This is a genomic window from Sphingomonas hengshuiensis, assembly GCF_000935025.1.
Taxonomy (GTDB): Bacteria; Pseudomonadota; Alphaproteobacteria; order Sphingomonadales; family Sphingomonadaceae; genus Sphingomonas; species Sphingomonas hengshuiensis.
The window spans coordinates 2,877,200-2,889,861 of sequence record NZ_CP010836.1; the positions used below are offsets into that span (position 1 = coordinate 2,877,200).

Below are 12,662 nucleotides of genomic sequence, written 5' to 3' on the forward strand. Positions count from 1 at the left end.
CGATTTGGTTAAATCGGTCCGCCGCTAATCGTTTCCATAGTCTGGCAGTGTCAGGAATTTCGTGTGCGGGCGGGCATAGTGGGTAAGAAGGAGACCCGATATGGCCCGACGCAAAGAACCAACGATACCAGATGAAGTGCTGGACCAATTGCTGGCCGGCGGGGATGCGGCAGCGGCGCTGCAACACGGCGGCTTGCTGGATGCGCTGAAGAAGGCGCTGGCCGAGCGCGCGTTGAACGCGGAGATGGATCACCACCTCGCCGGCGAGGACGGTGCCGGCAACACGCGCAACGGCTATGGCCGCAAGACCGTGATAACCGACACCGGCAGCCTTTCGATTGCGGTGCCGCGCGACCGTCAGTCGAGCTTCGATCCGCAGTTGATCGCCAAGTACCAGCGCCGGTTTCCCGGCTTCGATGAGAAGATCGTGTCGATGTATGCGCGGGGCATGAGCACGCGGGAAATCGCCGGCCATCTCCAGGAGTTGTACGGCATCGACGCTTCGCCGGACCTGATCAGCACGGTGACCGACGCGGTGCTCGACGAGGTCGCCAGCTGGCAGCAGCGGCCGCTGGATCCGGTCTATCCGCTTGTCTTTTTCGACGCGATCCGGGTGAAGATCCGCGATGAAGGCATGGTGCGCAACAAGGCGATCCACATCGCGCTGGGCGTCCGCGCCGATGGCGCGAAGGAAGTGCTCGGCCTGTGGCTGGAGCAGAATGAAGGTGCCAAATTCTGGCTGCGGGTGATGAACGAGCTCAGGAACCGCGGCACCGAAGATATCCTGCTGGCCGTGGTCGATGGGCTGAAAGGCTTTCCCGAGGCGATCACCGCCGTATTCCCCGACGCGGTCGTGCAGACGTGCATCGTCCATCTGCTGCGAAACTCGATGGATTTCGTCTCCTGGAAGGACCGCAAGGGCCTGGCGACGGCGCTCAAGGAAATCTACCGCGCCCCCAGCGCCGAGGCCGCCGAACAGGCGCTGACGGCGTTCGAGGCAGGGCCTTGGGGCACCCGCTATCCCGCCATCGGCCAAAGCTGGCGGCGCGCATGGGCCGAGGTGATCCCATTCTTCGCCTTCCCCGACGAGGTCCGCCGGATCGTCTATACGACCAATGCGATCGAGGCCTTGAACTCGAAGCTGAGACGGGCCGTCCGCGCCAGGGGGCACTTCCCCAGCGACGAGGCCGCCACCAAGCTGCTCTACCTGATCTTGAACCGGTCGGAAAAAGAGTGGAAAATGCCACCACGGGAATGGTCCATGGCCAAGGCACAGTTCGCCGTTATCTTCGGTGAGCGGTTCATCAGAGCCATGGCGGCATAATGTTCAATCCGCCCACCCGCACACGAAATTCCTGACACTGCCCATAGTCTGGCTCGTATTCCATCTCGCGCTCGACCTCGTCGGTGTGGATATAGTCTATGCCCGCTGAATCGAGTTCATCGCCGCCTAGAAGGACGAGTTTGCAGGTCGGGCACCTAAATTCGTCGCCGACGAACTCACGCTCCACGATCTCCCACATCGCGTATTCGTCGTTCTCCTGTTTGATGTCCTCGCCCGTCTGGTCGCCGGCCAAGAAGGCGCGACAACCGCATCCAGGGCAGGTCTCGATCCATATCTCGTCGAAGGCAACTGCGAAGCTGGCGACCTGATCGATAGGCATCATACTGTCCGCCTCTTGTGCGAGCGTTTCCCGCTCCGCCTTTTTCAACCCGGCGAACCAAGCTTTTGCCGTTTCCACCCTGAGCTTCACGGCGGCATCACTCGCTGCGGCCGCCTCTGCAACGATCTGCCTCGGTGCTTCCGCATCAGCGCCCAGCCAATCCTCAAGCGACGACTCGATGGCACGGAGTATCGCATCGCAGGCATGCCAGTATCTTGCCTCCCACGCCTCAAGGCGCATGGCGCGAAACGGAATGTCGGCAGAGTGCAGCTCAGCATTTCGCCGTTCCGAGATATCCATGCAAAACTTGTGCATCAACGGATCGAACCTCGGTACGAGATGTGCCAACCGTTCAAACAAGGTCTTGGCAGTGATCGTCTTCACGTCGGTGGTCACGTTAACGCCTGCCGCCACGAACAGTGACTTCCAGTTCGTCGGGTCCACTACTAGGCTGGGATGTCGGTAAGCCAGCGCTGCCTTGCCAAGCAGTTCCAGCGCCAGCGACGCCCACAACTGGTATTCGTCGAGATCCTCAGCCGCCTTTCGTGCCATTGCGCGACCGATGTAGACCTTGGACTTGGCATGAAGCGCCTCTCCGCTGATCGCGATGAAAACGTCGTCAGGCATCCACCAGTCTCCTCGTAAGCCTTCGTCCGCTGTGTTCGGCGACAACTTCACGCCCGTGCAGCATCCGCCAGTTGTCGATTACCAAAACCTCACCTCGCTGCAGGCAGTGCGCAGTGGGTGTCACCGACGAGAGACGAGCTCGGATCGCCTCAAGGGCAGCGTGGCCCCTCGCATCGACCGCTTCTACGCATTCGCGATCGTAGCGAAGGAAGCGTCCATCACGGGGGAGGGCCGTTGAGTAGAATGACCTTCGCCCGTTCCTGATTAGCAGCGGTGCGCCCTTCAGCAGAGCGATCTCATCAGCCGTAAATCCAAGTGTCCGCCATTCCAAAGTCGTCGTAGCGCTGCCGGGGTGCCCGGGATCCGCACAGCCCAGAACAACGTATCTGCAAGGCACCGACCTGTGACTCAGCTCGACGTGGAGCGGAAGCGCGTCAAGACCATGCGTGGCGCTTTGAGAGCGGGGATGCGCTTCTGTCCGAACGCGGGGAACAATCGCCTCTTGAGTTGCGCCAGCTCGCCCGGAGGTGGGGCGGCCTAGAAGCTCGGCTGCTCGGTCGGCGGCGACAGCGATCTCCGCCTCACACTCCAAGCTTGTAGCAAACCGGCACCAGCCATAGCGCTCCAAATCCGTTAGGAGTGAGTCCACACGATCTCCATAGGCGGGCGGTGCGTTCAGTGTCTCTTCGCATATCCGCAGCTGCATATCGACACCCAGTCTCGATTCTGTCCGGCGTGATCGAATGTCCGCTTTCGGCGTCTTCGTTGCTGCAGCTAGACGACTGTAATTAGGGCGCACAGCCGACTGGGTGGTTTCCGCGACCCGAATGGCGGGTTTCAGCAAGAAAGACGTTCGGGATTACGCCCGGCCGGTTCCCTGCCTAACCTCGCCCGGCAGAGTGTGTCGGCGGCGCCGTTGTAGTGGTTGATTCTCTGAGCACATAGGATAGCCATAGATGCCCAACCTGCTCGCATTTGTGCTTCGAACCCGATTTACGAAAAGGGAGTGGGGCCTGATGGGTGGGGCCCAATTTTTGCTGCAGTGCGGTAAGTAATTGATACAGAGAACATATTTCTGCACGTTGGTTTCCCTTCACCCGCTCCATTTTCCGATCTCACGAAATCCCACAGAGCTTTGTAAACCGCGGAAATCTGCGGTATTTTTCGGGTCATCCGGCTCGTGATCGCTCGTCCCGTCCCATGAAAGCGCAAGCGCAGGTGGGGCCTTTTTTCGAGAATTTCGGGCCTAAATTTGGCATGAGGCCCACCGGGTTGGGCCTCGCGACGAAAGGCCCGCACCATGGCTTTGACCGACATCGCAATTCGCCGGGCGAGGACCCGCGACAAGGCCTACAAGCTGTATGACGAGCTGGGCCTCTTCCTCATCGTGGCGCCATCCGGCTCCCGCCTTTGGCGCATGAGATTCAAGCGTCACGGCATCGAGAAGAAGCTCAGTTTCGGCTCCTACCCAGACGTAAGTCTGCGTGATGCGCGCAAGCTGCGCGACGACGCGCGCGATCTCCTCGCAGAGGGGAAAGACCCGGTTCTGGAGCGGCAGCGCGAGAAACTCAGAAGCGAGGCGCTGGCGGAAAACACCTTCACTCGCATCGCCAACGAATATTGCTCGGCGCGACGGCGACCGGGCCAGGGCATGACCAAATGGGCGCTGCAGCTGGCACCGCATGTGTTCGTGCGCCCTGGAGAACTGCGCCATGCGCGATGGGATGAGATCGACTTCGACGCAGCCGTGTGGACCATCCCCGCCGAGAAGATGAAGATGCGCAAGCCGCACCACGCCCCGCTCTCGACCCGGTCGATCGCCATCTGCTGGAGATCCGGTCGGTCACCGGGTCCAACGGCTATGGCTTGCACCCTGCAACGCCGCACTCCGCAGATTGGGCTATTCCACCAATGAAATGACCGCGCAACGCTTCAAGCCGCAGCGCCAGCACGCCAGAACCGGATTTCGAGGCACAGGTCCGCTTGACCTTCGCCAATCTGAAAGCGCCGCTGAAAGCGGGAGGGTGCGGCTTCGACGACATCGTCGATGTCACGACCTTTAATTCCGATCCCGAAAACCAGTTCGCTACGGTGGTGACCGTGAAAGGCGGAGACGTTTCCAGCAGGAGACTGCGCCAGTCCCGCTCGAAAGCGGACGCAGCCCCTCTAAAATCGGACCGTCCGCATCCGAGCAGCCATATCGTCAGCGCAAAAGCCGCGCAAAACTGTGGGACGAAAGTGGCAACGACTTTGGGCAGATCGCCTGGAACGGCGCAGTTTTGCCGTTTTTCGTCTGACGATGGTGACCCGGAGAGGATTCGAACCTCCGACCTCTCGATTAGGAATCGCTTGCTCTATCCTGCTGAGCTACCGGGCCACGCCGCCGCTGGTAGTCAGCCGCGCGCCGCAAATCAATTGCGCGTCTCGGGCGGGACGACGGGGACGAGCAACGGCGCGATCGGTACGCCTTCCTCGATCAGTTCCTGCGCCTGTTCGCGCGTCGCCTGGCCGTGGATCGGCGCGGGGGCCTCTTCGCCCAGATGCATCGAGCGCGCCTTGTCCGCAAAGCCGGTGCCGACCCATTGCGAGGTTTCGAGCATCTTCGCCTGGATCGCCGCCACTGCCGCCAGCGCGGCCTTGACCGCCTCGGGGCCCGGCGCCTCGCCGGTCGGGGCGGCTGATGCGGGCAGGCTGGGCGCGCGGTTTCCCTTGGCGGCGATGTTGGGGGCCATCACGGCCTTCATCACTCCGCCGTCGCCGCACAGCGGGCACGTCACCAGCCCCGCCGCGCGCTGCTCCTCATAGGCGATACTCGATCCGAACCACGCCTCGAACACATGGCCGGTGCCGCATTTGAGGTCGAAGACGATCACAGCGCGGTTACCGGCGGGATCGCGCGGCGGTGGCGGAGGACGGGGACGCGCCCGCGTGCCGCCGCGACCCGGGCCTGATCGATCTCGGCGAACGCCAGCCCCGCCGGCTCGCCCATGTCGAGCAGCACTTCGCCCCACGGATCGACGACGAGCGAATGGCCATAGGTCGCGCGGCCATCGGCGTGGAGGCCGGTCTGCGCGGCGGAGATCACGAACGCCGCCGCCTCGATCGCCCGCGCGCGCTGGAGGATGTGCCAATGCGCCGCGCCGGTGGGCCGGGTGAACGCGGCGGGGATCGCCAGGATCGTCGCGCCCGCATCGCTCAGGCTGCGGAACAGGTCGGGGAAGCGCAGGTCGTAGCAGATCGCCAGCCCCAGCACCCCCAGCGGGGTCTCCACCGTCACCGCCTGTTCGCCCGGCGCATAGCTGTTCGATTCGCGCCAGCTCTCTCCGGTCGGCAAATCGACGTCGAACAAATGCATCTTGTCGTATCGCGCCCGGATCTCGCCGGTGCCGTCGATCACATAGGCGCGATTGGCGAGCTTGCCGCCATCGTCGCGCCGCACCGCCAGGCTGCCCAGATGCACCCATATCCCGTGCTTCGCCGCCGCATCGCGCACCGCGGCCAGCACGCGGTCCTCGCCCTCGCTGGTCAGCGATGCCGCGGCGCGGGCGCGGTCGCTGTCGACCAGCCCCGACATTTCCGGTGTGAACAGCATCGCCGCGCCCCCCGATGCCGCATCGGCGACGCCCTGCACCAGCGTCGCGGCGTTGGCGGCGGGATCGATCCCGCTGGTCATCTGGAGGAGCGCGGCGCGGCTCATGCCGCCAACAGGGGGTCCAGCCCGCCCGCGCGGTCCAGCGCGGCCAGGTCGTCCGATCCGCCGATATGCTTGCCGTCGATAAAGACCTGCGGGACGGTCGATCGCCCATCGGCGCGGTCGATCATCTCGGCGCGCTTGGGGCCGCCCATCGTGATGTCGACCTCCTCATATTCCGCCTGTTTGGAATCGAGCAGCGCCTTCGCCCGCGAGCAATAAGGACAGAATGCCTTGGTGTAGATTTCGATTTTCGCCATGATGGTTCCCGAACTGTGGTGCGCAGCCCCGCTTGTCAATCCAGGGCTGTCTCGTCCAGAACGCGCGCCCAGCACAATAGGATCACGCGCGCCGCCCCGCCCCGTTTCAGCACGCGGGCACAGGCGCTTGCGGTGGCGCCGCTGGTGTGGACATCGTCGACCAGTATGATCGTCTTGCCCGCGATCCGCGCCTCGGTCCCCGGCGCCAGCGCGAACGCCCCCGCCACGGCGCTTCGGCGCCCGTCCCAGCCCAGCCCGCGCAGCACCGGCGTCGCCTTCACCCGGCGTACGGCGTCCAGATCGACTGCCACCCCGCACCGCCGCGACAGGCCCTGCGCGATCAGCGCCGCCTGGTTGAACCCGCGCGACCATATCCGCCATCGGTGCAGCGGCACGGGGACGAGCAACCCCGCATCCTCGGGCATCAGCCGCGCCATCGCCCGCGCCATCGTCTCCGCGCACGCCAGCCGCCCGCCATATTTGAGCTTGAGCGCCACCCCGCGCGCGACATCGCCGTAAGCCACCGCCGCGCGGGCCCCGTCATAGGCGGGCCGCCGCGCCTCGCATTTTTCGCACAGCGCTCCCGGCCCGCGATCGAACACGAACGGGCGCTGGCACCCCGCGCACCAGGGCGGGCCCAGAAATTCGAGCCGCCCCCAGCACGCCGCGCAGAAGCGATGATCGGCCTCGGTCACCGCGCCGCATCCGGGGCAGCGCGGGGGCAGCGCCAGCGCGGCGATGCGGGCAAGGGGAGCGAGAAGCGCCACGCTCCCTTGTCGCGGGGCACGCGCCGCTGCACAAGCGCGCCGTGTCCGACTCCGAAATCTTCGACCGCGCCCGCCGCCGCAAGCGCCGCGACCGCGCCCTGCCCCGCTATGGCGACCACAGCTTCCTGCGCGATCACATGGTGGAGGGGCTGCTGGAGCGGCTCGAAGGCGTCAAGCGCAGCTTCGCCGATGTGCTCGACCTGGGCAGCTTCGATGCGACGATCGACATCCCCGGCGCCCGGATCGCGCGGATCGATGCGGGCTTCGGCTTTGCGAAGTCGGGCGGCGGGGTACAGGCGGACGAGGACCGGCTGCCCTTCGCCGATGCCTCTTTCGATCTGGTAGTGTCGGCGGGGGTGCTCGATTCGGTCAACGACGTGCCGGGCGCGCTGGCGCTCGCACGGCGGGTGCTGCGGCCCGACGGGCTGTTCCTCGCCGCTTTTCTGGGTGCGGGCACGCTGTCGACATTGCGCGCGTCGTTCCTCGCGGCCGAAGGCGATCGCCCCGCGGCGCGCTTCCACCCCCAGATCGACGTGCGCTCGGCGGGCGACCTGCTCAGCCGCGCGGGCTTCGCGCTTCCGGTCGCCGACATCGAGACGCTGACGGTGCGCTACGGCTCGATCGGCGGGCTGCTCGACGATGTGCGTGGCATGGGCGCGGGCAATTTGCTCCCCGGCGCCGCGCCGCTGAGCCGCGAGACGCTGATGCGCGCCGCCGCCGCCTTTGCCGACCGCGCCGACCCCGATGGCCGCACGGCGGAACGCTTCGAGATCGTCACGCTCACCGGCTGGGCGCCCGATCCCTCGCAGCCCAAGCCCGCGCGGCGGGGCAGCGGCACCACGTCGCTGGCGGCGGCGCTCAAGGCGACACGGCCCGACTAGACCAGCCGCTCCAGCAATCCAATCAACGGCAGGTCGGCGGGCGGCATCGCCAGTCCGCGCATCTCGGCGGGGCGTAGCCAGTCGATCGCCGTCGCATGCCGCGACTCGGGCACGCCCTCCCACGCGCGCAGCGTGTAGAGCAGCAGCAGCAAATGCCGCTCGCCCAGCGCTTCGCTCGCAAAGGCGGCAGGCACCAGTGCGGCGGGCGACACCGTGACCCCCAGTTCCTCGCGCAGTTCGCGCGCCAGCGCCGCCTCGGGCAACTCGCCCGGCTCCACCTTGCCGCCGGGAAATTCCCACAAATCGGCCATCGGCTTCCCCGGCGGGCGCCGCTGCACCAGCACGTGCCCGTTCGGATCCACCAGTGCCGCCGCGACGACGAGAAGGAGGGGAGCACTGCTAATCACTTTGTAACACGTCCCTTCTAAACCTATTGAACCACAGGGAAAGAATTGCCCCGATGCGCGCATTCGTCCGTATTACCACCGCGCTGCTTCGCGACCGTAAGGCCGCGACTGCGGTGGAATATGGCTTCATCGTCGCGCTGATCATATTGGCGATGATGGTTAGCCTGAACGCGCTCGGCGACGTGACCACGGCCATGTGGAACAATGTCAGCACGAAGGTTCAGGCGGCGCACTGATCCGGGCGCACCCGCAGAAGCGGCGCGATTCCGTGCGTTGCACGAAACGCCGGAAAGTTCCCCCTTAGCCGTTTATTTACTCCCCCGGGTCTAGGTTGCCCCTGCCGCCACGGTCCACCGGGGCGGCCGGGTGAATGAAGCATATTGAACCTACGGAGACCGGCATGACGAAGATTCGCAATTTCCTCAAGAATTCCAAGGGCGCCACGGCAATCGAATATGGTCTGATCGCCGCGCTCATCGCCGTCGCCGCGATCGCCGCGATGCAGGGTCTGGGCAACCAGCTCAAGACCACCTTCGGCAACGTCGAGAGCAGCATGAAGAACTCGTAATCTTCTTTCTGTCTGACCAAGAAAAGGGCGGCGAAACAACGGTTTCGCCGCCCTTTTTCTGCCGACGTAAAACCGCCTGCGCTTAAACCCGTCCCATCGCCAGGAACTTCGCGCGCCGCGCCTGGCGCAGCGACTGCGGCGAAAGCCCGCTCAGATCGGCCAGTCCCGCTTCGATCGCATCGCCCAGTGCGATGATCGCCGCCTGCGGATCGCGATGCGCGCCGCCCATCGGCTCGGGGACGATGCCGTCGATCACGCCCAGCTCCTTCAGGTGCTGCGCGGTGACCTTCATCGCCTCGGCGGCGTCGGCGGCCTTGTCGGCGGTGCGCCACAGGATCGACGCGCAGCCCTCGGGCGAGATCACCGAATAGATCGCATGCTCCAGCATCAGCACCTGGTTCCCCGCCGCCAGCGCCACTGCACCGCCCGAACCGCCCTCGCCGAGGATCGACGCGATCAGTGGGACGCCCAGGTTGAGGCACTGCTCGGTCGAACGCGCGATCGCTTCGGCCTGGCCGCGTTCCTCGGCCTGCACGCCCGGAAACGCGCCCGACGTATCGACCAATGTCAGCACCGGGATGCCGAACCGGTCGGCAAGCTGCATCAGCCGGATCGCCTTGCGATAGCCCTCGGGCTTGCCCATCCCGAAATTGTGGCGGAGCCGGCTGGCGGTATCGTCGCCCTTTTCATGGCCGATCACCATCACCCGGCGTCCGCGAAACCGGCCCAGCCCGCCGATGATCGCGGCATCGTCGGCAAAGGCGCGGTCGCCGCCCAGCGGCGTGAAGTCTTCGATCAGCGCCGCGACATAATGGTTGAAATGCGGGCGCTCGGGGTGCCGCGCGACCTGGGCCTTTTGCCACGGGGTCAGCCGGGCATAGGTGTCCTGCAACAGCCGGTCGGATTTCGCCTGGAGCGGTCCGATTTCGGCGGCGATGTCCACATCGCCACCCTCGGCGGTGCGGCGGAGTTCGTCGATCCGGCTTTGCAGCTCGGCGATCGGTTTCTCGAAGTCGAGGAAGGTTGCCATGGTCGTTGCGGCTACGCGGAGCCGCGCGTCGCGTCAACGCGGCGCGCACGGGCCGCCTGTCCCAAAGCGTCGTCCAGCGCCTCCCCGAGTGGATGCCGCGCGTTGACCATCTCGACCAGCCGGCGGCTGTCGACATGCGTATAGATCTCGGTCGTCGCGATATCGGCATGCCCCAGCATCGCCTGGAGCGCGCGCAGGTCCGCCCCGCCCTCCAGCAGATGCGTGGCAAAGGCGTGGCGCAGCACGTGCGGGCTCACCCGGTCGGGCGGGATGCCCGCCTCCCCGGCCAGCGCCTGGACGATCTGATACAGCCGCACCCGCGACAAATGCCCCTTGCCCGACGGGAACAGCCACGCGCAGTCGAGCGGCACCTGCCCCCGCCACGCCGCCACCGCCGCGCGCGCGCGGTCGGAAATCGGCACCAGCCGCTCGCGCCCGCCCTTGCCCTTCAGGATCAGATAGGGGCGGTCGGGCGCGACGGCGTTGCGCGCCAGGCTCACCAGCTCGGTCGCGCGCAGCCCCGATCCGTAGAGCAGCTCGATCAGCGCGGCGAGGCGCAGGTCGAGCGGATCGGCGGGCACCCGCGCGATCCGTGCCGCGATCGCCGCGAACAGCGCATCGACATCGCCAATGCTCAGTATCTTGGGCAGCGGGCGCACCGCCGCCGGGCGGGGCAGCGCCGCGCCCGGATCGTCGGCGCGCAGCCCCTCCTCCGCCAGGAACGCGAAGAATCGCCGCAACGCCGCCGATTTGCGCGCCACCGTCGCGCGCGCCAGCGGCTGCCACTCGGTCCCCAGCCGCTCCAGCGCGGCACGGTCGGCAGAGCCCAGCCCGCCCGCCAGCGCCTCCGACGCCAGCCGCAAATCGGTGGCATAAGCGGCAAGCGTGTTCGCCGCCGCCCCGGCTTCGGCGCGCAGCATTTCGAGGAAGCGCTCGATCAGCGCGCGGTCGTCGCCGGGACGGATCGCGTTCAAGCCCGGGTGATCGCCTCGACGGCGATCATCCGCGCGTAACTGCCCATCCCCGCCGCGCGCATCGCCGCGACGATGTGGAACAGCGCCTCGGGGCTGACATAGTCCCAGCTCCGCGACTGCATCCCCACCCCGGCGAGCAGCGCTACCAACGATGCGTCGCCGCGCTGACCCGCCGCATCGATCGCGCGCGTCCAGCTGTTGGTGCCGCCGATCTGGACATCGACTGCCTGCGCGCCCCGCTGTGCCTCCGCCGCATCGAAGCGCCCGAGGCCGGCCAGCCCCGCGAGCAGCAACTGCGCCTTGCGCGGCCCCGCGGCGTCACGATAGGTCGTGAAGTCGCCATAGGATGCGCGCGCATCCGGCGCGGGATCGGCGAGCGCGAGCAACGCCCAGCCTTCGCTGCCGCGCTTGACGCTGGTCCGCCATTCCATCGCCGGCCCTTCGAGCCCCGCCGACAGCATCGATGCGATCAACTGCTCGGGCGCCTCGATCTTCGCATTCGCGGGCACCCAGGATGCGGCGCGCGCCGTCAGGATCAGCCGGGCATAGCGCGTGCGCGGAGTCTCGGCGGCATCCCACAGCGTCTGCATCGCCTTCATCCGGTCGGCGACGTCACTATCGGTGTAGGCGATGCGCAGGTCGCGCGCGACTGCTGCCGCGGCGCTCCCGGTATCGCCCTCCTGCTCGATCTCCGAATAGAGGTCGACCAGGCCGGCATTGGAAAATACGCCCGCCGTCGCCGCCAGCTCGGCGGCGGCGACGCGCGCGGCGGGATCGATATTGGGCGCCAGCGCCTGCCAATAGCGCACCTGCGGCCCCGCAGTGGCGTAGAGCGAGGCGGGCACCTCGACTCCGGTCGCAGTCGCCAGCCCCCAACGCCACGCGGTAAGCTGCGTCACGCCATTCCACTCGATCGTCACGGCACGGCGCCCCTGCGCGCCGGCGCCCAGCACCTTTTCGGACAGCAGGTTGTCGATGTCCGAAGCGCTGGTGCCCTGCCGCGCCTGCGTAATCAATTGCCCGGCCTCGTTGGGCTTGCCGGCAAGGCCCGCGCACATCGCCTTCGCCAGCGCCCAGCCGCGCTGGTGGATCGCCTGCCCCCCGCCGCTCGCCATCGGGCACATCCCCGCCGGATCACCGCTCGCCAGCGCGCTCTGCATCGCGACCTGGAACATCCGCGTGGTGTAATTGTCGGTATCGACATCGTTCACCACCGCGCGTGCCGCCATCGCCTCGCCCATGCGCAGCAACAGCCAGGCGCGTTCGGCGGCGAAATCGGCGCCGTCGATGTTGCGCGGCGTGTTGGCGGGGGACATCAGCGCGCGGCGCAGCGCGATCGATGCCCAGCGCGACGCGATCGGCGCCGCGGTCCGCTGCATCAGCGCGCGCAGGTAGCGGCCATCGGCGGCGCCGAAGCCGGTTGCCGGAAATGCCTCGTTCCCCGCGGCGAAGACACCGATCCGCGCCAGCGAATGCCGGGCGAATTCGGGCAGCTCATATTGGGTCAGGTCGACGGCGACTTCGGGCTCGACCGCCTCGCTGGCATTGCCGAAATCGAGGTTCGACAGGTCCAGCCCCGCGTCGGGCACGACCCCGACCGGCTCGCCCGGCTCGCCCGGCGCGAGCGGCTGCTGCGGCGCGCGCGTTGCGGCGGGCGCCGGGGCGGGTGCCGGCGCCGGATCGTCGAAGCCGGGGGGCAACAGCGATTCGGGCGTGTCCTGCCCCGGCGCGGGGACCGCGATCCCCGCGAGCAGCACGATCGCCAGCCCGGCCCGCACCGTCCGGCCCTGCAC

At 66.9% G+C, this 12,662-nt stretch carries 15 protein-coding genes, 1 tRNA gene and 1 pseudogene; 6 read left to right on the plus strand and 11 right to left on the minus strand.

Going from position 1 to position 12,662, the window contains the following annotated elements; all coding sequences use genetic code 11:
- The first annotated feature begins 100 nt into the window (after positions 1-100).
- The gene (locus TS85_RS12715; RefSeq protein WP_044329672.1) at positions 101-1,324 is read left to right on the plus strand and encodes an IS256 family transposase; all 1,224 of its coding nucleotides are present in this window, start codon (positions 101-103) and stop codon (positions 1,322-1,324) included.
- Here the strand turns inward: TS85_RS12715 and TS85_RS12720 are convergent.
- The gene (locus TS85_RS12720) at positions 1,305-2,291 is read right to left on the minus strand and encodes a hypothetical protein (protein WP_044332623.1); all 987 of its coding nucleotides are present in this window, start codon (positions 2,289-2,291) and stop codon (positions 1,305-1,307) included. The two genes, TS85_RS12715 and TS85_RS12720, sit on opposite strands and share 20 nt — an antisense overlap.
- A complete protein-coding gene (locus tag TS85_RS26435) occupies positions 2,284-2,997 on the minus strand; it encodes a TauD/TfdA family dioxygenase (protein ID WP_077228592.1) in 714 nt (237 codons plus the stop codon). Before TS85_RS26435 ends, TS85_RS12720 begins: the two co-directional genes overlap by 8 nt.
- Before the next feature lie 594 nt (positions 2,998-3,591).
- On the opposite strand from TS85_RS26435, the gene TS85_RS24730 reads away from it, so the two are divergent.
- The gene (locus TS85_RS24730; protein WP_227698470.1) at positions 3,592-4,206 is read left to right on the plus strand and encodes a tyrosine-type recombinase/integrase; all 615 of its coding nucleotides are present in this window, start codon (positions 3,592-3,594) and stop codon (positions 4,204-4,206) included.
- 68 nt (positions 4,207-4,274) lie between these two features.
- Positions 4,275-4,379 (plus strand): annotated as a pseudogene (locus TS85_RS26440) (RidA family protein); the annotation flags it as partial.
- Positions 4,380-4,591: 212 nt separating this feature from the next.
- On the opposite strand, the gene TS85_RS12730 reads toward TS85_RS26440, so the two are convergent.
- The 5 genes from TS85_RS12730 to TS85_RS12750 form a co-directional block, all read right to left on the minus strand.
- A tRNA-Arg gene (locus TS85_RS12730) sits at positions 4,592-4,668 on the minus strand.
- Positions 4,669-4,702: 34 nt separating this feature from the next.
- Entirely contained in the window at positions 4,703-5,164 is a 462-nt protein-coding gene (locus tag TS85_RS12735; protein ID WP_044332625.1) for a DUF1178 family protein, read from the minus strand.
- Positions 5,161-5,988, minus strand: coding sequence for a carbon-nitrogen hydrolase family protein (locus TS85_RS12740; RefSeq protein ID WP_044332626.1), 828 nt, complete (start codon positions 5,986-5,988; stop codon positions 5,161-5,163). Before TS85_RS12740 ends, TS85_RS12735 begins: the two co-directional genes overlap by 4 nt.
- On the minus strand, positions 5,985-6,242 hold the full coding sequence (gene grxC / locus TS85_RS12745; protein WP_044332627.1) for a glutaredoxin 3: 258 nt from the start codon (positions 6,240-6,242) through the stop codon (positions 5,985-5,987). Before grxC ends, TS85_RS12740 begins: the two co-directional genes overlap by 4 nt.
- A gap of 35 nt (positions 6,243-6,277) precedes the next feature.
- Entirely contained in the window at positions 6,278-7,009 is a 732-nt protein-coding gene (locus TS85_RS12750; protein WP_044332628.1) for a ComF family protein, read from the minus strand.
- Positions 7,010-7,050: 41 nt separating this feature from the next.
- Between TS85_RS12750 and TS85_RS12755 the strand changes: the two genes are divergently transcribed.
- Positions 7,051-7,890, plus strand: a complete 840-nt coding sequence (locus TS85_RS12755; protein ID WP_077228593.1) for a class I SAM-dependent methyltransferase — start codon at positions 7,051-7,053, stop codon at positions 7,888-7,890.
- Here the strand turns inward: TS85_RS12755 and TS85_RS12760 are convergent.
- On the minus strand, positions 7,887-8,294 hold the full coding sequence (locus TS85_RS12760; RefSeq protein ID WP_044336237.1) for a (deoxy)nucleoside triphosphate pyrophosphohydrolase: 408 nt from the start codon (positions 8,292-8,294) through the stop codon (positions 7,887-7,889). The genes TS85_RS12755 and TS85_RS12760 overlap by 4 nt on opposite strands.
- Before the next feature lie 56 nt (positions 8,295-8,350).
- Here TS85_RS12760 and TS85_RS12765 point away from each other — a divergent pair, with 56 nt between their 5' ends.
- Both TS85_RS12765 and TS85_RS12770 read left to right on the plus strand, forming a co-directional pair.
- On the plus strand, positions 8,351-8,533 hold the full coding sequence (locus TS85_RS12765; protein ID WP_044332631.1) for a Flp family type IVb pilin: 183 nt from the start codon (positions 8,351-8,353) through the stop codon (positions 8,531-8,533).
- Between the two features lie 164 nt (positions 8,534-8,697).
- A complete protein-coding gene (locus TS85_RS12770) occupies positions 8,698-8,865 on the plus strand; it encodes a Flp family type IVb pilin (RefSeq protein WP_044332633.1) in 168 nt (55 codons plus the stop codon).
- Positions 8,866-8,947: 82 nt separating this feature from the next.
- On the opposite strand, the gene TS85_RS12775 is transcribed toward TS85_RS12770, so the two are convergent.
- From TS85_RS12775 to TS85_RS12785, 3 genes are read right to left on the minus strand one after another with little or no spacing between them, the layout of a single operon-like run.
- Positions 8,948-9,895 carry an acetyl-CoA carboxylase carboxyltransferase subunit alpha gene (locus tag TS85_RS12775; protein ID WP_044332637.1) on the minus strand — a complete coding sequence of 316 codons (948 nt, stop codon included), beginning with the start codon at positions 9,893-9,895 and terminating at the stop codon, positions 8,948-8,950.
- A gap of 11 nt (positions 9,896-9,906) precedes the next feature.
- The gene (locus TS85_RS12780) at positions 9,907-10,869 is read right to left on the minus strand and encodes a tyrosine-type recombinase/integrase (RefSeq protein ID WP_077228595.1); all 963 of its coding nucleotides are present in this window, start codon (positions 10,867-10,869) and stop codon (positions 9,907-9,909) included.
- Positions 10,866-12,662 (minus strand): hypothetical protein, encoded by a 1,797-nt coding sequence (locus tag TS85_RS12785; protein ID WP_044332640.1) that lies wholly within the window; start codon positions 12,660-12,662, stop codon positions 10,866-10,868. The genes TS85_RS12780 and TS85_RS12785 overlap by 4 nt, the downstream gene beginning before the upstream one ends.